This window comes from Winkia sp. C0117E2 (assembly GCF_056590455.1).
On the sequence record NZ_JBWPWD010000006.1, the window covers coordinates 162,797 to 182,962 of the forward strand.

Here is a 20,166-nt window from a genome sequence, read left to right on the forward strand (position 1 = left end):
AGTCATTTTGCCACCTATTTTGCCTAATAAATAGTGGTTTACATCTCTTGGTTAGTGTTTATTAGTGGCGGGGTTTTCCACGCAGAATCACCGCTTAATGGTGCAAGTAAAATCTTGCGTACTTCCTTATGTTCTTTACCAGAAAGTCCGATGCGGTAAAGCAGGGAGCGCAGTTCATACTTCTCATTACTTACCTGTCTTGTACTGCGGGTTACGGTGCGGTGGATCTGTTTGGCGTAGGCGATCAGCTTCGTTAAGAACTCGGTGTAGGCTGTGATCTTCTCGAACTCGGGTAGCTCATCCCACCACGGGAAACTCAGCCCCTCACTACTGGTGGTGATGTCGAGCCGGCTCGCGCCGAGCGCTTTAGCGATCAAGTCTTTCTTGGCTGCAATAAGTCCATGCAGCCTTGCCAGCTCAGTCTCATCAAGCGTGGCGGGCAGGGTGACTACGAGCCCGTAGTTTTCAGCCTTTTTGGTGTTCACCATTGCTCATCCTCCTCACCATCAAACTCGATGCTTTGAACGTCCATCCATGTGCGGATGAGGCGCATGAAGTCGTGTGGGAAGTTGGACACGATGGCTTCTACCTGCCCATAACCGCGCTGTTTAGCAGCGTGTTTAACCGCATTAATACAGGTCAGGTCGACTCCGAGGCTTTCGATTTCTTCTAGATCGGCGTATAGCTGTCCCATCATCACCAAACCCTCTCTTTCTTGTGTTTTGTTTGGTCATGTACATACAGCCATAGGTTCGCGGGCTTATCCAGTCATTTTCGCCTTAAAATCCAGGAGTTTTAGTGTTCTCGGCGACTATCTGGGAAAGTACGAGTTTGGCGCACGGCAAAGCTATCCCGTTTCCCCACAGCTTGTATAACGCCCGGTCGGTTCCAGGATTGGTGAGCCAGGAGCGTACTTGGTTGCGGGTTTTAGGATTTTTCAATCCTTGCACCTTGGCCCAGCTGGCCCAGACCTGCCACCAGTAATCCAACTGTGAATCTGTAGGATCGCTGATTGCTAAATCTCGTGTCCAATCATCAGGGAATCCTTGTAGGCGGGCGCATTCGGTGGGGGTTAATCGTCTCACGCGGTATTCGGGCATTCTAGGGTCGGTGACCAGGGGTGGCTCAGTTGGGTCCGAAGCCAACAATGCTCCTGCAATATTGACGTTGCCTCGGCAGAAGAAGTCTGCCTTCGAGGCACTCACAACGTCGGGTTCGACGATGGCGATGCCGCCTTGGTTACAGGTCGGAGCTATCCCTGACGTATCGAGCGTCTTTGATACCTCGGTTGAATAACCGTACCTGCCCACTGCCGCGCCGCGTCCCTCATGTAACGCATTGAAACCGTAGGCGGTAGCGATGATGGGAGTATTGCCTCCGCCAGTGCCGTAACGAGCGGTCACGGTTGGTGCTATCTGGCATGGTCCGCCCACTCTGGCATCATGAGGATGATGGTCAAATAGTAGCGGCTCAATAATACTCTGATCGTTACTGCATCCGAGCGTGCCTGACAGATTTGTTTGCACGAGCGGGCCTTTACCACCACCTGGTTTACCTGCCCGCATTCGCAAGGCGAACACATCTAAAGATTTGCTTGCCTCGTGAGTGCCTGCTCGAGGATTGGTGGGAGGGTTTTGCTTTTCACTGCAGCCCTGCGCAAGATCCCTTGAGCTGCACGAGGGCTCAAAGAGTATGTGTCCGGCACGCTCGCTTGCAAAATCTGCGATAAGGTAGATTCTTCTACGTCGTTGGGGTACTCCGAAAAATTGCGCGTCCAATACTCGCCACGCAATACTCCATTGGTCTGCCACGATCGCTCCGGCTTTTTGCCACTTTTGTACTCGAGGTAGGTCAGCCGCTGCTTGCCCGTCGACAACCGAGATGAGGTTTTGCAGGACGCTGTGGAAGTCTGCTCCTTTATTGCTTGAGAAGGCTCCGGGCACGTTTTCCCAAACAGCGAATCTTGGATATAGACCATGACTTGCCTTTCTCATTTCTCTGATGACTCTGACAGCTTGGTGGAATAGACCGGAGCGTTCGCCAGCTAAGCCTGCCCTTTTACCTGCTACCGACAGGTCTTGGCAAGGAGAGCCAAACGTGACCACATCCACCGGCTCTAGCTGACTGCCGTCAATTTCGCAGATGTCGCCTAGGTGTTGCATTTGCGGAAGGCGCGTGGTGGTGACGAGGATCGGGAAGGGCTCAATCTCGCTTGCCCACACAGGTTCGATACCAACCTTGGTGGCGGCGAGTGGGAAACCACCTGAGCCATCAAAAAGCGAGCCAAGCCTTAAAGTTTGTCTCACGAGTTAGCCTTTCTGCTTGGGACGGTCGACTTCTTTGACCAGATCCAGGTAGCCGTATTGCCCACCGCCTCGCTCACACGTGATCCCTGCTGCGTCTCCGGTTGCTTCGGCATAGCGGCGCACAATCACGGAAGCGTATTTCTCATCCAGCTCCATGCAATAGCAAGTGCGGTCTGTGGCTTGTGCAGCCATTAGCGTGGAACCAGAGCCAGCAAACGTATCTAGTATTATCGCGTTGGTTTGGGTGGAGTTACGAATCGGGTAAGCCAACAGGTCTAGTGGCTTGGAAGTCGGATGGTCGCTGTTTTTGCGGGGCTTGGCGAAATTCCACACCGTGGTTTGTTTGCGATTCGCATACCAAGCGTGAGAGCCGTCTTTCTTCCACCCATAAAGCACCGGTTCGTGCTGCCACTGATATGGGGAACGACCAAGTACGAGGGAGTCTTTGACCCAAATACAACAGCCCGACAGGTAGAAGCCAGCATCAAGAAACGCTTTACGGAAGTTGAGGCCTTCGGTGTCGGCGTGGAAAACATAGGCTGACCCGCCCTTAGCTAGGGATGCCGCCATGTTGGTGAATGCAGCTAGTAGGAACTGGTAGAAGGTGCCTGCGTCTTGTTTGTCGCCTGCGATTTTCAGGCCGCTGTTCGATTTGAAGTCCACGTTGTAAGGCGGGTCTGTGACCACCAGGTTAGCCTGTTTGCCATCCATCAAGGTTTCGACGTCGCTTGGGTTTGTGGCGTCCGCGCACATTAGGCGATGCCTACCAACAGTCCAGATATCGCCGCGCTGGACGAAAGCTGCTGCTTCTAGGGCGGCGTTCAGGTCGAAGTTGTCATCCTCGATACTGTCTCCGTCAAGAGAACCTATTAACTGTTGTATTTCGGATTCGTCGAAACCGGTGAGTTCAACGTCGAAATCGGAAGCATCCAGGTCGGCTATGAGTAGGGCGAGTTTGGATTCATCCCAATCGCCACTGATCTTGTTTAGAGCAACGTTGAGCGCTTTTTCGCGGGTTTCGTCTAGCTCAACGACCACGCAGTCCACGGTTTTATAGCCCAGATCAGCGAGTACTTTCAGACGCTGATGCCCACCCACAATATTTCCGGTGGTTTTGTTCCAGATGACTGGCTCCACATACCCAAACTCACTTAGCGAGCGTTTGAGTTTGTCGTAGTCGAGGTCACCGGGTTGTAGGTCTTTGCGGGGGTTGTAGTCAGCAGGGGTGAGATCAGTTAGCGCTATTTGCTTGATGCGCATGGTTTTTCACCGCCTTTATAAGCTCACGGCTAGTAGTCCAGGTGTCTTCCCACTTGCGTGTGTAATCCCCGAAATGCCCATACGTCGAATAGCGCACATAGCCGGGTGCTCGCAGCCCAAACTGGTCGATGATCGCAGCCGGACGAAGATTAAAGACATCTTGAGCTGCAGCCGTGAGAATCTGGTCGCTGTATTGGCCGGTGCCGAGCGTGTCCACACTGAAAGCAACCGGGTCGGCTTTGCCAATCGCGTAACTAATCGCCACCTGGCACCGGGATGCAAGATCCGCATCCACCACGGTTTTCGCGATCAGCCGCGCCATATAAGCACCCGACCGGTCAACCTTAGAAGCATCTTTACCACAGAAAGCTCCACCACCATGTCCGGCCAGCCCGCCATAGGCGTCAACCATAAGTTTTCGGCCAGTGAGTCCGGTGTCAGCTTTAGGGCCGCCCTCCACGAACCGCCCAGAAGGATTCACCAAAATAGTCGTGTTCTCATCGACAGGAAGATACGAAGAGCAAGCTGGACCGATAATCATCGAGGTGATTTCACGGCGCAACACCTCGAAATCCTTGGATTTATCGTGCTGGACGGAAACCACCACCGTCTCTACGGCTTGCGGTTTTCCTGCGTCGTTGTAGCGCACCGAAACTAGTGCTTTACCATCTGAGAAGATCCCAGTGATGGTTCCTTGCTTGCGCGCGGCATCTAGCCGCTTACAAATCTCGTGGGCTAAAACAAGAGGCAACGGTAAACGCTCAGGAGTATCAGTGCAGGCATAACCATAGACCGTGCCTTGATCACCAGCCCCCTGAAGACAATAAGCGGACTCATCGCCATGGCGAGCCTCTAAAGATGTGCTCACCCCGTCGTTAATATCGTTAGATTGACGCCTCACCCATACGTATACCAAAAATCTCCACGGCTTATAGCCAGCTGCAGTCAGGGCTGTGCGTACGCAATCACGCAAGTCCACACGAGCATTAGTGCTGATTTCACCAGTGACAATAATGCGTCGCCCAGTAGCCATGACCTCTACCGCGACGCGGGCGTTGGGATCGGCGTAGAGAATCTCGTCGAGAATCTGATCAGCAATTAAATCGCACAGTTTATCGGGGTGACCGATACACACTGCTTCAGCGCTGCGAACCATAGTCATAGGAATGCCCTTTCAGTAGAAAAATCAAAAGAAACAAAAACTCCCCACCATGACAGCCAGGAGCAGGGAGCGAAGAAAACGAGGAAAACCCGAATCGTGTGTGATACTGGAATACGTGGAAGACGAAACGAGTAAACCTAATCCGCAGGAGCAGGAGCCTTCTGGTGGCGATGGTAAAGCCGTGGCTTACGGAATGATTGCCGGGATAATGACCGCCATAATTTTTCGGTTCATTATGGACGATAATGCCTTAGCGATAACTATTGGCACGGGAGTCGGAATCGCGCTAGGGGCAGGCTTCAGCGCAACAAAACGCCCCAAATAAGCTCAAAAACACTAGGACGCATCTAGGAGCGGGCTTTCAACAACTGCTCCATAACCTCATCACCAGGAGCCGCACCCGAATAGTCACTAGTGCAGTTAGCCCGCACAATCTCAAAAATCTCATACCAATACACATTCGCCTGCTTACCAAAAGACTGGCTCATCGCAACAAACGGGGAAGCGATAGCAGCCCCCGTCGTCGGGTGCTTGCCGAGCAAACCAAACTTGGAAATCGCCTGCTCACACTGCACATACCGGGCGAACGCCTGGGCGTAGGCCTCAATCAGACGCTTAGAAACAAACCTCGTGCAGCCACGCTCATCCAACCACCGCCAGGTTTCTTTGTAGACAAGGTCAGCACCCAAGGGTTTGCCATCGCGTTGAACCTCCGACAGATACTCAGACGGCTCCGGCATCACCTCACCAGCAAGCACCGCGCCATCACCAACATCTGCACCCTCAAAATCGAAAGGGCTCGCTAGCGGATCTTCCAGGCGAGTAGCAGGCAGACCCTTGGCGAGTTTCTCGTTGAGTGGGTCGGGTTTCGCGCCTGCCCTCACGCGCCGCCCACCGCGATTGGTTCCGTCTTTCGCCATGAAATCTCGCCTCCTTCCAGGCGGTTAGCCCGGTGATGGAGGGCTTGCGGGTTAATACCCTGTTTGATTCGGTCTTTTTGTGTACGGTTGGCCCCGCCCGCTGACCTCTGACCTGCGGTTAGAGATTGAGAACCCCCACCCCCTCACCAGGCTTTCGACGTTGCCCCGTGTCCGCCGAACACCATCAAGGTGGGTAACTTTGAGGTTCCAGAACTTCGGCGCAACAGTGGACAACGTGGGTGCTCGTCAGTAGGTGTAGACCCGAGGTTGTTGCCGCCATCGGTCATCATCGAGCGCGGTCTGCCTGGAGTGGCAAGGCTTGCACAGGCTTCGGAGGTTGTCGAAGTTGTGGGTGCCGCCGTGTTCGAGCGGGAGAATGTGGTGAACCTCTTGTACTGGCGTGTAGAGACCGGCCTCTAGGCAGTCTTCGCAGAGCGGGTGGGCGGCGACGTAGGCGGCGCGGATCTTGCGCCACCGTGAGCCGTAGCGGCGATTGATCTTCGGATCACGCTGATACTTCCGATACCGGGCGTCCTCTGCCTTGGCATGTTGTTCGCAGTAGCGGTCGTGGGTGAGCTCGGGACAACCAGGGTGAGAGCACGGGGAGGCTGGTTTGACCGGCATCGCTGGCTCCTTCCCCCCCGGATGTGGTGAAGCCCCAAGATTCCCGTGTGTGGGTTCTTGGGGCTTCACCTAGTTTTCAATCACTTATATGTTCTCACACTGATATGCGGTTTTCTATCGCATGTTTCGGATACCCGCTAACGCTAGAGCTGTCCATACAAGGCGGTGGCGAACCTGTCGAGGGCCCGGTTCTTGCGCCGATAGACCGTGTCACGCTCGACGTAGAAATGATCGGCTATCATCGACACCTTCTCATCTTGCGTCCCCTCGCTGAGGAAGAAGCCTTCGAGGATGAAGCGGTCGTCTTCAGCGATGACTTCCCACGCAGGCAGAAACCAGTCCATGTACTGGCGAGCCTGCAGGTAGCGAGCCTTGTACGCATCGATCCGCTCAATGCTCGCAACGATCCTGTTCTCCGAAGCGTGCAGATCACCCGAGGGTGGTGTGCCGTCCATACGCGGAGAAGCAGGACTAGCAGCATCAGCATAAGCCGCCTTGATCTGCTCGTCAGTACTCTCGATGATCTGTTCCATCACCGCATAATCCTGCAGAGCTGCGATCGCGGCTTTCCTTGTGTCGAGGTATTTCGTCATCACATGCATGAGCTTGTCCTTTCAGTGGTTGTGTGGATTTCGTGTGCGACCGCGTCGATCAACGCAGCCTGCGTAGCATCTTTCGCATCAAGAGCTTTGAGCACGGCTTCATCGAGCGTCCCTTCCGCAACCAGATGCGTGATCGTCACAGGTTCGGATTGACCTTGCCGATACAAGCGAGCGTTCGTCTGTTGATAAAGCTCCAGGCTCCACGTCAACGAGAACCACACCAGCAGATGCCCGCCTGCCTGGAGGTTCAATCCGTGACCCGCCGATGCTGGGTGGATCAAGCCGAGGGTGATCTCACCTTTGTTCCATGTCTCGATATCCGCGCTTGTTTTAAGTTCGCGAGCCTGCGGGAAGCGGGCGGTGATGCGCTGACGGTCATGGGTAAACCAGTAGGCCACGAGCAGTGGGTTGCCGTTGGCTGCCTCGATGAGATCTTCGAGGACGTCGAGCTTGCGCTCATGAACCGCCGTCCATTGACCGTTGCTGGTGTAGATCGCGCCGCTCGCGAGTTGGAGTAGCTTGCCGGACAAAGCTGCGGCGTTCGCGGCATCAATCGTCGCCCCATCAAGGTCGAGAACGAGGTCAGCTTTGAGTTGCTCGTAGACCTTGCGCTCTTTCGGCTCCAGCACCACAGGCATTGTCGTCACCGTCAATTCCGGTAATTGCAGGTGGTCGGTGGTTCTCATCGACAACGTCATGTCACCAATCACACCGTAGATCTCATCTTCGGCACCCGCGCGGGGCTTATAGGTGAACACCTGCATCCCGTTGCGTTTATCGGGTACGAACCAACGCTCCCGATAACGAGTAATAAACCGGCCCAAACGCTCGCCGCCGTCGAGAAGCCGGAACTGCGCCCACACGTCCATGAGCCCGTTCGAGGCTGGCGTGCCGGTCAGCCCGACCCAGCGTTTAACGAAGGGGCGCATTTTCACCAGCGCCGTGAACCGTTTCGCACGGTGGTTTTTGAAGCTGGAGAGTTCGTCGATGACGACCATGTCGAACGGCCAGCTACCGCCCATCTGGTTCACGAGCCAGGGAATGTTTTCACGGTTGATGATGGTCACCATCGCAGACTTGGCTAACGCCGCCAGCCGGTCAGCTTTGGTGCCGACAGCAACCGCGACGGTGAGCCCGTCAAGGTGATCCCACTTGCGAATTTCGGCGGGCCAGGTGTCTCGCGCTACTCGAAGCGGTGCGACAACCAGCACGCGGGAGATGGTGAAGTAGTCGAGCATGAGCTGCCAGATCGCCGTCAACGTGATCACGCTCTTGCCCAAACCCATGCCAAGGAGAATCGCGGCCTCGTCATGGTCGATGATGAACTCGGTGGCGGTGGATTGGTAGTTATGCGGCGTGTAGTGCATCAAGCACCTCCCGTATGCCGTCCACCGAATCAACAACGAAGGTCTGAAAACCCTGGTCGCGCAGTTGGCTCATCCGACGCTGCTGGATTGGCCTGGGTTGTTTGCCTGCTGCTTTGAGTTCAACGAAAACAACCCGGCTGTTCATCAGACATATCCGGTCAGGTACGCCGCTGGTTCCAGGGCAGACAAGCTTCCAGCACAAGCCACCGCAGGCTTCGACGGCTTTCTTCAGTTGGTGTTCTATGGTTCGTTCGTTCATGGTCACTCCTTGAGTTCACTTTTAGGGGTGACGGCATGTGACGAGTCGTTCCTAACCTTTTATATAGAGAAAAACACCATGTAATTTCACATGCGTAAGGTAGGGAATGGCTCGTCACAGCTCGTCACCATGGGGTTAGTTGCCGAACTCGGATGCGATCGCGAGCCCGTAGACGTACATGCCGTGCTTGGTCTTTTTCCGCACGAATCCGGCTTGTTCGACCGCAGCGTTGAAGTCGACCATCGGGCGCGCCCATCCTGAGGTGTTTTGCGCCCACGCCCGATACGTCTGATAGAGGTCACCAGCCCTCTCCGATAAGCCATCCTCGACGTCGCATGAGTCCTCAAGGAACTGCGAGAACCAGTCGTTATCCTCCTTATATGCTTGCGAGGCTTGAACCACCTGAGGCGGGGCTTTGAGCTTGTAGCCCTCGGCGTGGATGAGGCGCGCGCCCTCCATAATCCACGTAAGGATTGCTCCGCCCGCGTTTTCGAACAGGTGGTCGGCGTAGTTCTTCACGTCCGTATCACCTTCGATGGTGGCGTTAAACGGGATGACGATGAGCCTGCGCCAGATGCCTGCGTCCATGGCTCCCACACGCGGCAGGTGATTCGTGTAGAGCACGAGGGTGTGGGAGGGGGTGAAGGCGAAGGGGTCCTTGAACTTTTTCTCTGCCGAGATCTGATCGGTCGAGGCAAGCTGTTTGACGTTCGAGGTTGATAGGCGCATACCTTCTTCGGTTTCAGCCGCGATCAAGAGACGTTTGCCTCTGGCTTCGGCGAGTTCGGGTTTGACGTTGCGGCGCACCCCGACCGTGAGCGCGTCGGCTGAGATCGTGCCCGAATACGTCCCCAACACGCGGGCGATTGTGTTCCAGAAGGTGGATTTGCCGTTTCGCCCGTCCCCGTAGGCGATGACGAGCGCTTCGACGAAAACCTGGCCGATAGCCGCCAAGCCAACAATGCGCTGCACGTAACTAATCAGCTCAGGATCTCCTTGGAAGAACACGTCGAGCGCGTCGGCCCAGATCTGTGCACCCTCATCGCTGGGGCTGACAGCGGTCTGCTTGGTCAGCAGATCGGCTGGGTTGTGCTCGTGGCTTGTGCCGTCGCGCAGATCCCAGGTGCCTGCCGGGGTGTTGAGCTGGTAGGGGTCGACGTCAAGGTCACGGATACGTACCTGCAAGATCGGCCCGGCTTCTTTCAACGTGGCCGTGATGTTGCGTGACAAACGCCTGGAGAGAACGAACTTGTGGTAGTTCTTTGCCTCATCCCACGCCCGGAACGCGGTCGCTTGCACAGGCGTGAGCTTGGCGATGCCGCGTGCTTTCGACGAGGCGGAGGCCATCACGAGATCTGCACCGGTTGCCGTCATGGTCTCCCACGTGGACGCGATCAAGCGGTCGGCTTCCTCGAGCTGGCGGGAGGTCAATTCCTGAACGACGCCTTGTGCAGATAAGTCGTTCTCATCCCACACGCCATGGTCGTAGACAAGCCACTTGGTAGCCAGTGAGTAGCGGATCTTGTTCGCGTATTCGCCAGCTAATGTGTCTGCCTGACCGACATCGGAAAAATCATCCGGACGCAAACCCGCCAACGCCTCATAAGCCTCTGGCGGCAGATAGCCTGGATCAGCAGCGACCTTCGAAGCGAACCTGCACGCGCTATTCCAAATCGTCTGTAATTCGCCCTCGTTGAGCGGTGGTTCGCAAAGGTTGGCTTTGCGATTGAAGAGGTCTCGTGCTTGGTCGGTATCGCCGTAGCGGATGAGGACCCTGCCTGCGAAGCGCGACAACGTAGCGTTGCGCGAGCCTTCACCAATCACAAGAGTGGAAGCATCAAATGCGGCGAACACGTCCTGCTCATCAGCGTTATCGAGCCACGCATCGAGCAACTGGTCGCCCTCACGCACCGTAACTTGTGGGTTAGAGGTGCCGTAGATGAAGCGTCCTGCGTCAAGAGCGTTGCGATCGAAGAAAGCAAACCGCGACGCGAGGCGGTGTTTCAATCCTGCGTATTCGTCTGCGCCTTGTACTTCTCGGATTGGGAAGTAAACGTGGAAACGCGGCCGCGCAGACAACACACCCTTCGCCTTCATGTGATTACGAGACGTGGCGGCCATGAACTCCACGCCCGCCATCACCTCGCCAAGCTTCTCAGGCGTGACCCACTCGGACTCGGTGTCGGTGTGATCGTTGTCGATATCCATCACCACGCAGTCCGAGGCTATGAAGGCTGCAGTTGAGCGGCGATCATTCGCATAGGTTGCGGCTACGTGATCGAAGCCCGCGACTGCAGACAGGGATGCCACGTCGGCGATGGTTTGCTGGTTCGGGTAGTGGTTGTTGTTCTGCACGCCGCTCACATTCGCGGCATAGAGGGTGAAGGGCGTGGTCATGGCGTGACCTCCTTGAAATCAGAATCGAAAAACTTAATCGGCAACTCGAGGTCGCGCGCCCACCCGATCTCTAAGCGCATACCAAGGCTGACGCGTCCCACGTATGCCCAGAGGGCTTCGCATTTAGCGAGCAGCACCCTGTTGAAGAACATCGCCAGCTCCCGCTGATCAGGGTCTGCGTCATCCATGAACTGCGGGAACAACAGGTGTGGGGCGAATGGGATTTTGCCCGCGCTCACTGCGAAGGAGCAGAATTGGCGGGCGAGCTCAACGTTCGCTTGCACGTCGCCTGAGTAGGGCGAGCAGATATAAATCAAGGGCCGGTAGCCGAATTGTTCGCGCTGCAGCTTTTTGAGCGCGTGGTAGCTGGTTAGGTCCAGGTAGCCTTCGGTGTTCTTCTTCGAAAACCCAATATCGAGTGTCGTGGCGGTCATGCTTGCACCTGACCTTGACGCTCGATGACAGGCAGAATGCCGAGCTGGTTCTTGAGCAGGTCGTAGATGAACAGACGCCCCTTTTGCGTCCAGTACATGTGGGTGCGGGTCTGCCCCTCGCCGTATTCGTGGGTCTTGGACTGGGTGTATCCCTGCTCGGCGTACTTCGCGTACAGGAACCACCGGTCCGACTGATGGAACTGCACGTGAGCATCACGCAGGATCCGGTTGAGTTTCTTCGCGGAAAGTCCGTAGTCCTTCGCAATCGCGGTCGTCGTCAACAACGAATCGGACTGCAACACGAGGTCGTAGTACGAGACTTTCGGTGCCGCCTCAAGTAAGGCTTGCTCTGCTGCCAGGCGCTTGGCCCGCTCAGCACGCAGCGTGGCGATGGCATGCTCGAGGAACTCATCATCAGCGAGCAGTTCGTCGTATGCGTACATGCCGTGGCGGCGAATCGTCGGCAACACCTCATCGAACACCCAGGCTTCGAACTTCTGCGCTGCCGGGAGCTTTGAGGAGATGATGAGGCGGTACAGGTTGCCCTCGGTAATGAAGCGGACCTGCTGGATTCCACCAGCGGTCTCAAGGGGGTGGTAATTTGCCACCCCCTTGCAGTGTAGCTTCACCGCGTTCGTCGGATCCTGGTAGCCGAGCGCGGTGGCGACGTCCTTGCCGCAGAAAAGGATCTGGCCATCAGTGGTGATGGTGCGAATGGTGCCGAACACGTCGTTGGTGAATGTTTGAATCTGGTTTCCCATGGCGGGGTTCCTTCCCGAGACCCCGTCGAGAAAAAATCGTGCCGGTCGACACAAGGAGTTAAGGGCCTCACCCCACTGCCGACGAGCCCGAAAGTGTTAAATCACGGGTACTCAATCGCTTCTCGTTCTGGCACGATTGGTGTTGAAGCCCCGGTGGAGCGCTATCTGTTAGAGCAATCTGGCAGGTATTCTCGCCGGGGCATAGATAAATTTCTCGAGTGCTCTGTGTGGAAGAACCATCATTCTCTTGCTACAGCGGTGCCGACACGGTGGTCTTTTAGACAACATGACCGGTTCCGCTGCCCGCCTCGGTGGGAGCGCAGGGTCGGTTCTCGTTTCTTAGCGGTCTTGGATAAGCTTTCTTCTCTGATGGTGATACTTCGCCGAGTTCTTGATTCTGTCGCTGTTTTCGCGGTATAGTGATTACCACTAGTACCGGCTCGCTTGTATCGGTTTCCGAGACAGGTCAGAGCCGGTCTTCATGTTTTTGGAAGCAGGTGGGCTGGTGGTCGATAAACCGTGGGCCAGTATCGATGAGCAGATTAATATTCTCACTCGTCGTGGCCTATTGGATGCCGGTGATTACCGCCGCGAGTTATCTACTGTCGGCTATTACCGGCTTTCGGGATACTCCTACCCGTTGCGTCAGATCGCTCCATCTGATTCGCCGCAACGGCGTTTGGACCATTTCGTTCTCGGTGCACGTATGGGGCATGTGGTAGAGCTGTACGAGTTTGATGAGCGGCTACGCTTGGCTGTGTGGCAGGCGCTATGCAAGCTGGAGGTGTGCCTGCGAGTTGACGTGGGGCACGTGCTGGGTGAGATCGATCCGTTCATTCACCTCGACCTCGAACGGATTTGGCCATCGGGGGCGATGAATCACAGAGCAGCATTCTTTACGCAGAAGCTCACCCAAACACAGTCGCGCTCTACAGAAGATTTCGTCAAGCATTACAACCAGACCCACGACGGTCGTTTGCCGGTGTGGGTGGTTACCGAGATTCTTGAGTTCGGACAACTCGTGACCCTGTTTTCGTTGGCTCCCTTCGAACAGCGTCGTCGCATTGCTGACAAGTACTTGGCACGTGCCGACGAGTTGGAATCGTGGATGCGCACTGCGAATTACATTCGTAACATATGCGCTCACCACGCCAGACTATGGAATAGGCAACTCGTTATCCGTCCACTGGTCAAACACCGCCGCAACGACCAAACGCTATCGGCCGTGACACATTCTTCAGGACGTATGTACACCGCGCTGGTGATCACCGCATTCCTCTTGCGACGAGGAAATTTCACCGCTGAAATACAGGCCATCAGCGACGTCCTAGACAGTTTCCCCACCGAAATTCCTGGCGTCGATCTAACGCACATAGGTGCCAGCCCCAGCTGGAAACAAGATCCCATCTGGACAATCAACAGCTAATCCTTACGGTAATAGGCGCACTCATACCCATCCGCGTCCAACGGCAAACCTTCGGCCCAGGCTGGGAGCGTCGACATAAGAGCACATGCATCAGTCACGGTGAAGCCGGAATTTTCGGGTTCGTCGATGACGATTTCGTCGTGAACATGCATCACAATCTGGTGCCCCGCCTTGGCGACTGCGTGCATGCCAGTGACGAGAAGGTCGCGAGCGATCGCCTGGACGATGTTCTCGACGAGTTTTCCACCGTAGGTTTCTAACTGTCCCCAGCGTCTGGCTGTGGTGGTTCCGGTGTAGGTGACGCTGGTGCCGCCCCAACGGTTCTCACCCAGACGCGGCTGCACATAGGCAAGCCGTCTACCAGAGGGCAGTTCGATGAAGAAAATCCCAGACTCAACGCTAAAGCGCAGGTTGCGTAGCCGGATCGGCTGGCGCGACGAGATCGCAGCGATGGCTGCTTCTTCGACGTCCGCCCAGAGCCCAACGATGTGCGGGTTAGCTTGCCGCCATGCGTCCACGATCGGTTTGAGTTCGTGCTCAGCGAGTCCCATATTGAGGGCTCCCATAGCTTTGAGAGCACCGACCGAGCCGCCATAACCACAGGCGAGCACCGCAATCTTCCCCTTCTGACGAAGCTCACCATTAACGCCGTGCTTTTCGACTGGGACGCCGAACATGCGCGACGCGGTCTCGCAGTAGAGGTCTTTCCCCTCACGAAACGCTTCAAGAGTCGAGGTTTCTCCTGCGAGCCATGCGATAACGCGCGCCTCGATTGCAGAAAAGTCCGCGACAATAAACCTGTGGCCGGTACTAGGGATGAAGGCGGTCCGGATGAGTTGGCTGAGCGTGTCGGGCACGGACTCGTAGAGCAGCTCAAGTGCGTCCAGGTTGCCCGTTCTGACGAGCGTGCGCGCTTGGTCGAGATCAGGCAGGTAATTCCTTGGCAGGTTTTGGACTTGGACGAGGCGTCCGGCGAAGCGCCCGGTACGTCCTGCTCCGTAGAACTGGATGAGCCCACGAGCCCGGCCGTCACTGCCTGCGACGTTTTGCATCGCCTGGTATTTCTTCACCGAAGATTTAGCCAGATCGCCGCGAAGTTCGAGGACTTCCTTCACCGCGCCAGTCGCGGTATCGAGGGCGGAATCGACCTCGGCTTTCGCTAGCGATTCGAGTTCGCAACCTCTGGTGGCAAGCCATTGTTTGAGCTGGATCGGCGAGTTAGGATTGTCCAACCCCGTGAGCTTCTGCGCCCGAGCAAGCGACGCGTTGCGGTGGTGCTCGTCCACGGCAACGGCATTATCGACGAGCGTGTGGTCGAGAAGAATCCCGGCATCATTAATGCGTTGGTCAAGAGCGTAGGTGTCCCATTCGGACTCTGGCATCGGAAAACAAGCCAGTCTGTCGTGGATGGCTTGTTCGACTTCGACGTCACGACGGTTGTAGTCAATGAAATGTGCCCATCCGGTCGGATCAGCCGATGGTGGATTCCTGTGTTTGCCGCCATTCAAGACCGAGGGCGTGGCGGGTGTACAAAACTGCTTGATCAGCTTGCGTCCGGCGCTGTCTTTCTGCACGTCAAGCTTCAAAACCGCGGCTATCGCGTCGAGGCTCATCGGCAACCCCAAATAGGCGCTCCACACCATAGTGCAGCGCCACTGCCTTGGGTCAAGAAACCCATCACCGAGAAGCTCGGAATGATGGCGGTGTAGCCATGCTGAGAGGCAGACTCGTTCGAAGGCGGCGTTATGCGCCCACTTGACCACATCCGGATCCACCAGTGCCGCCAGCACCTCGTCGGGCATTGATTGTCCGTTGGCGAGATCCACTATTTCGACCGGGCCGCCGTCGACCGAATAGCTGAAGAGCAACAGGTCGAAGTCTGGGTGCTCGCAATACGGGTAGACGCCTGTCTTGGCGAGCTGAACAGGACTGAAAGATTCGATATCGCAGAAGAGTGTTCGCATGACGGGGTTCCTTTCACGTCAGAGGAAAATGTGGAGGGAACCAACAATGAACGCTGGTTCCCTCCACGATTGGAGTTGGTTAGTTCAGGAAGTCGTCATCAGCCGCGAAGGAACCGAAGTCAGTCTCAGCGCTCACGCGCCCGCCGCCAAGGCTCTCGCCGTCACGGGTCTTTTGAATGTTCCCCAGTGCGCAGGCGATGCCACGGTTGCCGTTCGTGTTAAACGCATAGAAGGACAGGGACACGCGGGCGTAGCAGCCCGAGTAGACCTCGGCACGATCAAGAATCGGCGCGACGCTCTGATCGACGATCTGCGGAGCCGTCAGAGAGTTCGCGTTGAGGAAGTAGGCGCCCTTGTAGGCTTCGTCGTCACGCTCAATATCTCCATCGCGCAGCGGGAGCTTGAGGGCTGCCTTGTTGGGTCGCTTGCCACCAAACTTCCCGATACCTGCTTCGATGGCTGCTTCCACGGCCTTCTCGATCGCGGTGATAGTGGCGGTATCAGTCTTGGGGATGATCAGGGAGACGGAGTACTTGGGTTTGCCTCCTTGGATGGAGTTCGGCTCCCAAATATGGGCGTAGCTGAGTCGTACTTCGCCGGTAACAATGCGAGTTGGGTTAGTAGCGGTTGTCATGTTTCTTTCTTCTTTCTTCTAGTTGTCGTTACTGAAATCGGTGGCCGCACTCACCAGGTCGAGCGCTGGCCGCTTGTCGGATACAGGAACCAGGGTGGGTTTGCCTGCAGGTTTGGTCACGAGGTCGCTGAGGATCTCGTTGAAGGTGGGTTTACCCATCAGCTTTTCCATTGCTGTAAGAGTGATGAGCTTGCGGTCATAGATGTCCCTATATCCAGCCGCTTCAGCCGCTGCAGCGACGTCGGTTTCGGAGCTGTATTTGCGTACCGACCGTCCGGCTACAAGCTTGAACCCCTCAAAGACCACGCCCTGGTTGACGGCCTTTGAGAGCGCGTAGGCTTCGACATCCGCCGCCCAGGTTTTGAGCTGCGGAATCCGTGTGAGCACGTCAGCAATCTCTACGTCCGACAGTTTTGCTGGTGGGGCGAACTCCAGCTTGGCAAGTTGAAGGTTGGCTTCGGCTCGTGCCCGACACGTGGGTGTGATCTTGCAGAACTGGCACCACGAGCCCGGACAAAACTCGCCCTCGCCAGCCGCTGCCAGCTCAGCCTTCGGTTTCACCTCGGTCTCAGCCCAGTGTTCGAGCTCGGCGACGGAGGTTTCCCAGGTGTCGACGTTGCCCCGGCGAGGCTGGTAGATCGTGACCGCCACCGTCTCGATGTCATACAGGCTCCCGAACGCATGGAGCGCTCCGAGGGCGTAAAGCATGAGTTGCGGGTTCTGCTCGGCTTCAACCAACACGCCTTGCCCGTACTTCAGATCAATGATCTGGAGTGTGGGTTCAGCGATGATAACGGCGTCGCCGGTACCGAAACCGCCCGGCACGATGTGGGAGAAGTCGAGACGCTGCTCGATCAGCACCTGCGGATCACCACAGGTTTCCCGCGCGATTGAGATGTGTTCCTGGACAAAGGCGACGTAGTCGTCGGTCAGGTGTTCCATCTCGGTATCGATCCAGTCGGATTCCGGTTTGAAGGCTGGTGCCTGGTGGAGGGCGCGCCGCAGTTTCCACTCTGCGAGGGCGTGTGCTGCGGTGCCCTGTTCGGCAGCCGCCGACGAGGTATCCGGCTCGCGTGACTCCAGGACTGCGCTGGGTGGGCAGTTCAGCCAACGGTGCGCACCCGACGCCGAGAGCAGCGAGTGCTGGTCAGGCATCGGACAGCTCCTTCGCCTTGTCGAGCAGCCACGAGTATTTGGCCGGGTCGACCACCGACAACTTGTCTGCGCCGGTGGCGACGATCAGCTCACGTATCTGCTCGGTCAAGCCTTGGCTGGAGAGCCCGGCGAGCACCCCACGCACCTGCGCCAGCGACACCGGATCCGGCTCAGGTGCGGGTTCGGGTGACTGCTGGTGGGTGGCCTCGTACTCGGCGGCTGCTTGCTCAAGGTCGGGTTGGGCGAGCCCGGCGGCGGCGATCGGACGCGCACCAGGCATCTCGGCATGATCCTCAAATGAGCCCCACGCGGTCTCCTCGATCGCGGCCGCGAGCATGGTCACGCCTTCGGCGATCCGGTTGAGTGCCGCGATGTGCTTGTTCGCGTCGGTGACATTCACGCCGCATCACCGCCCTTGTGGGTGACGCCGACCGCGTCGGCCAGCGCCATCAGATCGTCGTCGGTTTCGGCGATGTCGATCTGTTTGACCGAGTTGCCGGGCACGACGATGGTGACGCGCTGCTTGCGGCCCAGGAGCTTGCGCATGATGCGTTCGCGCAGGGTGACTGTGCGGGTGCCGACGATCCCCGGATCATCGGGGATGTGCTTGGCGATATGGAGCTTGAGCCGATGCTGGGTCATCTCCTTCACCTGCCTTCCTTACTGGTGGGAGTGGCCCGGGTGGCTGCTCCCTTCACCCCACTGCCGACACCATCGGAAGTGTTAAATCGCGTCGCCTCCACCGCTGCGCGAAGGACCGCAGCTGCTTCCTTGAACAGTTGTGAGACCCGGGCTCGCGACAGGCCCAGGGCGCGGGCAACGTCAGACTGCTTCATGTCCGCGTCGGCGAGCATCAGCTCCATCACTTGTTTGTGCTTGCCCTCCAGGCCAGCGATCGCCTCCCGCAGCGCTTGGAATTCGCGGGCCTTCCGAGTGGTGTCTTCAGCGGCGATCAGTTGGTCTTCGGGCGACGCGGTGATATCCTCGACAACCGCAGATGGATCGTCGGACTTGTCAACAACGAATTCCGGTTCACGGTCGATCTCCATGAACCAGTCGAGCGACCACGGCGCGTTTTTCGGCACCCGGCAGCCACGGCGCGGACCGCACCCGGCACCGCAGCTGCACTTGCGAGCGCCGGGGCCACGATCACCCCGATAGGCCTCGTGGAAGACGGCCTCTTCCTGCCGAGCCAGTTCATCGAGAATCTGCTGCGGATACCTCGGCTTGATCTCATCGACCGGACGGCCTGCCTGTTCGGCGCGTTCACGCCGGTCGGTTTCCACCATCACGGCAAACTCACCAGAGTCGATCTCGTAGACGTCGGTGACGGATTCATGCTTGTTGTTGTCGGCTTCGTGCCTAAAGCGGATTGTGAGCGCAGCGTTGTTGTTCTGCGTTTCCTGCGCGTCCGTACGCTTGGACATTGGGGATCTCCTGTCGGATTGGGATCCGCAGGAGTCCGCAACGCCGCAGAAACGGCAAGACGGGCAGGTTCACGCGCCTCAAAGTCGAGGTGATGCGTGATCCTTGCCCGTCTAGCGGTTCTGCGGATCGAACTGTTTATGTCGGTATTCAGTTGTGTTTCAGTGGGTTATCGATAGTGCGGTTCAGGTAGGGGCCGTCGTTCGTGACATTGATGAAAGCCCCCGCAGTCGTCGAACCAGAGCCGGGAGAGGCATCCCTTATGGACGATCTCGATCTGCCTACGCTCTAGGTCGACACGGCAAATCGTTTTGCCTCCCGCGTTCTTTACTGTTTCCATAACACCTCCTATTCACTAGTTAGCTAAGTTGCTTACAAAATGGGTAAAAAAGAGAACCCGACTCGTAGCGAATGAATTACGCGGCGAGCTTCAGGTTCTTGATGCGGATTGCGGCAGCCTGCTTAGAAACCTCGAAAGTCCTAGCGAGTTCCCGGACAACACGGCGCTTGCGTCGCTCATCCAATGATCGCCAGCCTTCGGGGGCAAGCTCGGTGAATGCCTGCGAGAACGGGTCGCGGGGCATGAGCAGCGCAGCCCCGAGGTAGTTGGCTTGGAACTCGGCGCGGTCTACCTTGTTGTCGGCGCGAACGCCCTCCGAGGTAGTAGTGAACGGGCGATACCCTGTTCCTCCCTTGCACTTCATCCGAGGGTCTCGGTAGTAGATATGCCGATGCAGGAGGAGGTGAGCGCACTCATGGGCAATCGTGAAACGCAGTCGACTGTCCGGGGAGTCACGCAAGGCATCGTCGTCGATAACGATTGTTCGTTCTGGAAAAACGATGTCAACCCTTGCGCCGGTAGACTCGAAGACAGGGATGGACAGCTCCTGGAAGATCGACATTCCAAGCACGCTGCCGTCCGACGAAAGCCGCTGATAGTCCAGTGCCGCTCCCAGGTGAAACTCGGCGAAGCTGTCGACGTCGAGCGGGATAGGCGCCACCAGTTGAGCGCCACCGGCGAATTTCTCGAGCTCCTTCTCTGCGCGAGCCTCGAGTCGCTCCTTACTGAGGTATTTGGGGTCAAGGCTCACTGGTCAGCTTCCCCGCCTTCAATGATGTCGATGATGTCCCGCCACTGCTGGTCACTCAGGTCATGTTCTTTCGCCCGGCGAAGAGCGACGCGAGCCATGTCGGTTTGCATAATGTAGCCCGACAGGTCGGTAGACACCTGGTTCTCGCGAGTCAATGCTGCCAGGTCATACATCCGCTCCCTCTCGGAGCGGGAGAGTCGCAATGTCTCGGCGATGTCCCCCAGCTTGCCGTCCGGGGCAGCGCGGCGCCCTTTCTCGATGTCACTCAGGTATGGAGCGGTCACACCGATGGCGTCCGCGAATTTGCGCATGGTTAAGCCCTGCGTCTTCCTATGTGCTTCCAGGAAGGCACCGAAGCTCTCTGATTTGGTCATTGGAA

Annotated in this window: 23 protein-coding genes; 2 read left to right on the forward strand and 21 right to left on the reverse strand. The window is 57.0% G+C overall.

Going from position 1 to position 20,166, the window contains the following annotated elements; translation table 11 throughout:
• Nucleotides 1-38: 38 nt before the first annotated feature.
• The 5 genes from AC1EKG_RS09290 to metK all read right to left on the reverse strand — a co-directional run bounded on the left by AC1EKG_RS09290 (nt 39) and on the right by metK (nt 4,728).
• Nucleotides 39-488 carry a virulence protein gene (locus tag AC1EKG_RS09290; RefSeq protein ID WP_278614601.1) on the reverse strand — a complete coding sequence of 150 codons (450 nt, stop codon included), beginning with the start codon at nt 486-488 and terminating at the stop codon, nt 39-41.
• Complete coding sequence (locus AC1EKG_RS09295; RefSeq protein WP_072509750.1) at nt 482-697, reverse strand: hypothetical protein; 216 nt, start codon at nt 695-697, stop codon at nt 482-484. Before AC1EKG_RS09295 ends, AC1EKG_RS09290 begins: the two co-directional genes overlap by 7 nt.
• Before the next feature lie 82 nt (nt 698-779).
• A complete protein-coding gene (locus AC1EKG_RS09300) occupies nt 780-2,306 on the reverse strand; it encodes a DNA cytosine methyltransferase (RefSeq protein WP_285445076.1) in 1,527 nt (508 codons plus the stop codon).
• Nucleotides 2,307-2,309: 3 nt separating this feature from the next.
• The gene (locus AC1EKG_RS09305; protein ID WP_481067833.1) at nt 2,310-3,566 is read right to left on the reverse strand and encodes a site-specific DNA-methyltransferase; all 1,257 of its coding nucleotides are present in this window, start codon (nt 3,564-3,566) and stop codon (nt 2,310-2,312) included.
• Nucleotides 3,538-4,728: a methionine adenosyltransferase gene (gene metK / locus AC1EKG_RS09310; protein ID WP_285445075.1), complete on the reverse strand. Its 1,191-nt coding sequence runs from the start codon at nt 4,726-4,728 to the stop codon at nt 3,538-3,540. Before metK ends, AC1EKG_RS09305 begins: the two co-directional genes overlap by 29 nt.
• Before the next feature lie 49 nt (nt 4,729-4,777).
• On the opposite strand from metK, the gene AC1EKG_RS09315 reads away from it, so the two are divergent.
• Nucleotides 4,778-5,053, forward strand: a complete 276-nt coding sequence (locus AC1EKG_RS09315) for a hypothetical protein (RefSeq protein ID WP_481067834.1) — start codon at nt 4,778-4,780, stop codon at nt 5,051-5,053.
• 22 nt (nt 5,054-5,075) lie between these two features.
• Here AC1EKG_RS09315 and AC1EKG_RS09320 read toward each other — a convergent pair whose 3' ends face one another.
• The 8 genes from AC1EKG_RS09320 to AC1EKG_RS09355 form a co-directional block, all read right to left on the reverse strand.
• Nucleotides 5,076-5,648, reverse strand: a complete 573-nt coding sequence (locus tag AC1EKG_RS09320) for a P27 family phage terminase small subunit (RefSeq protein WP_278614583.1) — start codon at nt 5,646-5,648, stop codon at nt 5,076-5,078.
• A 246-nt stretch (nt 5,649-5,894) separates the two neighbouring features.
• Nucleotides 5,895-6,272, reverse strand: a complete 378-nt coding sequence (locus AC1EKG_RS09325; RefSeq protein ID WP_004010825.1) for an HNH endonuclease — start codon at nt 6,270-6,272, stop codon at nt 5,895-5,897.
• Nucleotides 6,273-6,415: 143 nt separating this feature from the next.
• Complete coding sequence (locus AC1EKG_RS09330) at nt 6,416-6,874, reverse strand: hypothetical protein (RefSeq protein WP_004007626.1); 459 nt, start codon at nt 6,872-6,874, stop codon at nt 6,416-6,418.
• Nucleotides 6,865-8,241, reverse strand: a complete 1,377-nt coding sequence (locus AC1EKG_RS09335; RefSeq protein WP_101486024.1) for a DEAD/DEAH box helicase — start codon at nt 8,239-8,241, stop codon at nt 6,865-6,867. Before AC1EKG_RS09335 ends, AC1EKG_RS09330 begins: the two co-directional genes overlap by 10 nt.
• Nucleotides 8,222-8,500, reverse strand: coding sequence for a VRR-NUC domain-containing protein (locus AC1EKG_RS09340; protein ID WP_101486025.1), 279 nt, complete (start codon nt 8,498-8,500; stop codon nt 8,222-8,224). Before AC1EKG_RS09340 ends, AC1EKG_RS09335 begins: the two co-directional genes overlap by 20 nt.
• A gap of 135 nt (nt 8,501-8,635) precedes the next feature.
• The gene (locus AC1EKG_RS09345) at nt 8,636-10,897 is read right to left on the reverse strand and encodes a phage/plasmid primase, P4 family (protein WP_004010828.1); all 2,262 of its coding nucleotides are present in this window, start codon (nt 10,895-10,897) and stop codon (nt 8,636-8,638) included.
• Nucleotides 10,894-11,331, reverse strand: a complete 438-nt coding sequence (locus AC1EKG_RS09350; protein ID WP_004010829.1) for a DUF7768 domain-containing protein — start codon at nt 11,329-11,331, stop codon at nt 10,894-10,896. The genes AC1EKG_RS09345 and AC1EKG_RS09350 overlap by 4 nt, the downstream gene beginning before the upstream one ends.
• The gene (locus tag AC1EKG_RS09355; RefSeq protein ID WP_004010830.1) at nt 11,328-12,092 is read right to left on the reverse strand and encodes a phage antirepressor; all 765 of its coding nucleotides are present in this window, start codon (nt 12,090-12,092) and stop codon (nt 11,328-11,330) included. The genes AC1EKG_RS09350 and AC1EKG_RS09355 overlap by 4 nt, the downstream gene beginning before the upstream one ends.
• A gap of 481 nt (nt 12,093-12,573) precedes the next feature.
• Here AC1EKG_RS09355 and AC1EKG_RS09360 point away from each other — a divergent pair, with 481 nt between their 5' ends.
• Nucleotides 12,574-13,518: an Abi family protein gene (locus AC1EKG_RS09360; RefSeq protein WP_036324253.1), complete on the forward strand. Its 945-nt coding sequence runs from the start codon at nt 12,574-12,576 to the stop codon at nt 13,516-13,518.
• Here AC1EKG_RS09360 and AC1EKG_RS09365 read toward each other — a convergent pair.
• From AC1EKG_RS09365 to AC1EKG_RS09400, 8 genes are all read right to left on the reverse strand, one after another.
• On the reverse strand, nt 13,515-15,482 hold the full coding sequence (locus AC1EKG_RS09365; RefSeq protein ID WP_285445073.1) for a DNA polymerase: 1,968 nt from the start codon (nt 15,480-15,482) through the stop codon (nt 13,515-13,517). The two genes, AC1EKG_RS09360 and AC1EKG_RS09365, sit on opposite strands and share 4 nt — an antisense overlap.
• Before the next feature lie 79 nt (nt 15,483-15,561).
• Nucleotides 15,562-16,116: a DUF2815 family protein gene (locus tag AC1EKG_RS09370; protein WP_102201763.1), complete on the reverse strand. Its 555-nt coding sequence runs from the start codon at nt 16,114-16,116 to the stop codon at nt 15,562-15,564.
• 18 nt (nt 16,117-16,134) lie between these two features.
• Nucleotides 16,135-17,271 (reverse strand): DUF2800 domain-containing protein, encoded by a 1,137-nt coding sequence (locus AC1EKG_RS09375; protein ID WP_102201766.1) that lies wholly within the window; start codon nt 17,269-17,271, stop codon nt 16,135-16,137.
• Entirely contained in the window at nt 17,264-17,671 is a 408-nt protein-coding gene (locus AC1EKG_RS09380) for a hypothetical protein (protein WP_004010835.1), read from the reverse strand. Before AC1EKG_RS09380 ends, AC1EKG_RS09375 begins: the two co-directional genes overlap by 8 nt.
• Complete coding sequence (locus AC1EKG_RS09385; RefSeq protein WP_036324516.1) at nt 17,668-17,913, reverse strand: hypothetical protein; 246 nt, start codon at nt 17,911-17,913, stop codon at nt 17,668-17,670. The genes AC1EKG_RS09380 and AC1EKG_RS09385 overlap by 4 nt, the downstream gene beginning before the upstream one ends.
• 5 nt (nt 17,914-17,918) lie before the next feature.
• Entirely contained in the window at nt 17,919-18,698 is a 780-nt protein-coding gene (locus AC1EKG_RS09390; protein ID WP_004010837.1) for a sigma factor-like helix-turn-helix DNA-binding protein, read from the reverse strand.
• Nucleotides 18,699-19,112: 414 nt separating this feature from the next.
• Nucleotides 19,113-19,787: an ImmA/IrrE family metallo-endopeptidase gene (locus tag AC1EKG_RS09395; RefSeq protein ID WP_004010838.1), complete on the reverse strand. Its 675-nt coding sequence runs from the start codon at nt 19,785-19,787 to the stop codon at nt 19,113-19,115.
• Complete coding sequence (locus tag AC1EKG_RS09400; protein WP_004010839.1) at nt 19,784-20,161, reverse strand: helix-turn-helix domain-containing protein; 378 nt, start codon at nt 20,159-20,161, stop codon at nt 19,784-19,786. Before AC1EKG_RS09400 ends, AC1EKG_RS09395 begins: the two co-directional genes overlap by 4 nt.
• Nucleotides 20,162-20,166 lie beyond the last annotated feature (5 nt).

Coding starts and splice junctions, on each gene's coding strand:
- AC1EKG_RS09305 (WP_481067833.1), bottom strand. CDS start 3,566: ATGCGCATCAAGCAAATAGCGCTAACTGATCTCACCCCTGCTGACTAC.
- metK (WP_285445075.1), bottom strand. CDS start 4,728: ATGACTATGGTTCGCAGCGCTGAAGCAGTGTGTATCGGTCACCCCGAT.
- AC1EKG_RS09370 (WP_102201763.1), bottom strand. CDS start 16,116: ATGACAACCGCTACTAACCCAACTCGCATTGTTACCGGCGAAGTACGA.
- AC1EKG_RS09355 (WP_004010830.1), bottom strand. CDS start 12,092: ATGGGAAACCAGATTCAAACATTCACCAACGACGTGTTCGGCACCATT.
- AC1EKG_RS09315 (WP_481067834.1), top strand. CDS start 4,778: ATGACAGCCAGGAGCAGGGAGCGAAGAAAACGAGGAAAACCCGAATCG.
- AC1EKG_RS09325 (WP_004010825.1), bottom strand. CDS start 6,272: ATGCCGGTCAAACCAGCCTCCCCGTGCTCTCACCCTGGTTGTCCCGAG.
- AC1EKG_RS09365 (WP_285445073.1), bottom strand. CDS start 15,482: ATGCGAACACTCTTCTGCGATATCGAATCTTTCAGTCCTGTTCAGCTC.
- AC1EKG_RS09330 (WP_004007626.1), bottom strand. CDS start 6,874: ATGCATGTGATGACGAAATACCTCGACACAAGGAAAGCCGCGATCGCA.
- AC1EKG_RS09320 (WP_278614583.1), bottom strand. CDS start 5,648: ATGGCGAAAGACGGAACCAATCGCGGTGGGCGGCGCGTGAGGGCAGGC.
- AC1EKG_RS09340 (WP_101486025.1), bottom strand. CDS start 8,500: ATGAACGAACGAACCATAGAACACCAACTGAAGAAAGCCGTCGAAGCC.
- AC1EKG_RS09335 (WP_101486024.1), bottom strand. CDS start 8,241: ATGCACTACACGCCGCATAACTACCAATCCACCGCCACCGAGTTCATC.
- AC1EKG_RS09290 (WP_278614601.1), bottom strand. CDS start 488: ATGGTGAACACCAAAAAGGCTGAAAACTACGGGCTCGTAGTCACCCTG.
- AC1EKG_RS09360 (WP_036324253.1), top strand. CDS start 12,574: ATGTTTTTGGAAGCAGGTGGGCTGGTGGTCGATAAACCGTGGGCCAGT.
- AC1EKG_RS09345 (WP_004010828.1), bottom strand. CDS start 10,897: ATGACCACGCCCTTCACCCTCTATGCCGCGAATGTGAGCGGCGTGCAG.
- AC1EKG_RS09295 (WP_072509750.1), bottom strand. CDS start 697: ATGATGGGACAGCTATACGCCGATCTAGAAGAAATCGAAAGCCTCGGA.
- AC1EKG_RS09400 (WP_004010839.1), bottom strand. CDS start 20,161: ATGACCAAATCAGAGAGCTTCGGTGCCTTCCTGGAAGCACATAGGAAG.
- AC1EKG_RS09390 (WP_004010837.1), bottom strand. CDS start 18,698: ATGTCCAAGCGTACGGACGCGCAGGAAACGCAGAACAACAACGCTGCG.
- AC1EKG_RS09375 (WP_102201766.1), bottom strand. CDS start 17,271: ATGCCTGACCAGCACTCGCTGCTCTCGGCGTCGGGTGCGCACCGTTGG.
- AC1EKG_RS09385 (WP_036324516.1), bottom strand. CDS start 17,913: ATGACCCAGCATCGGCTCAAGCTCCATATCGCCAAGCACATCCCCGAT.
- AC1EKG_RS09350 (WP_004010829.1), bottom strand. CDS start 11,331: ATGACCGCCACGACACTCGATATTGGGTTTTCGAAGAAGAACACCGAA.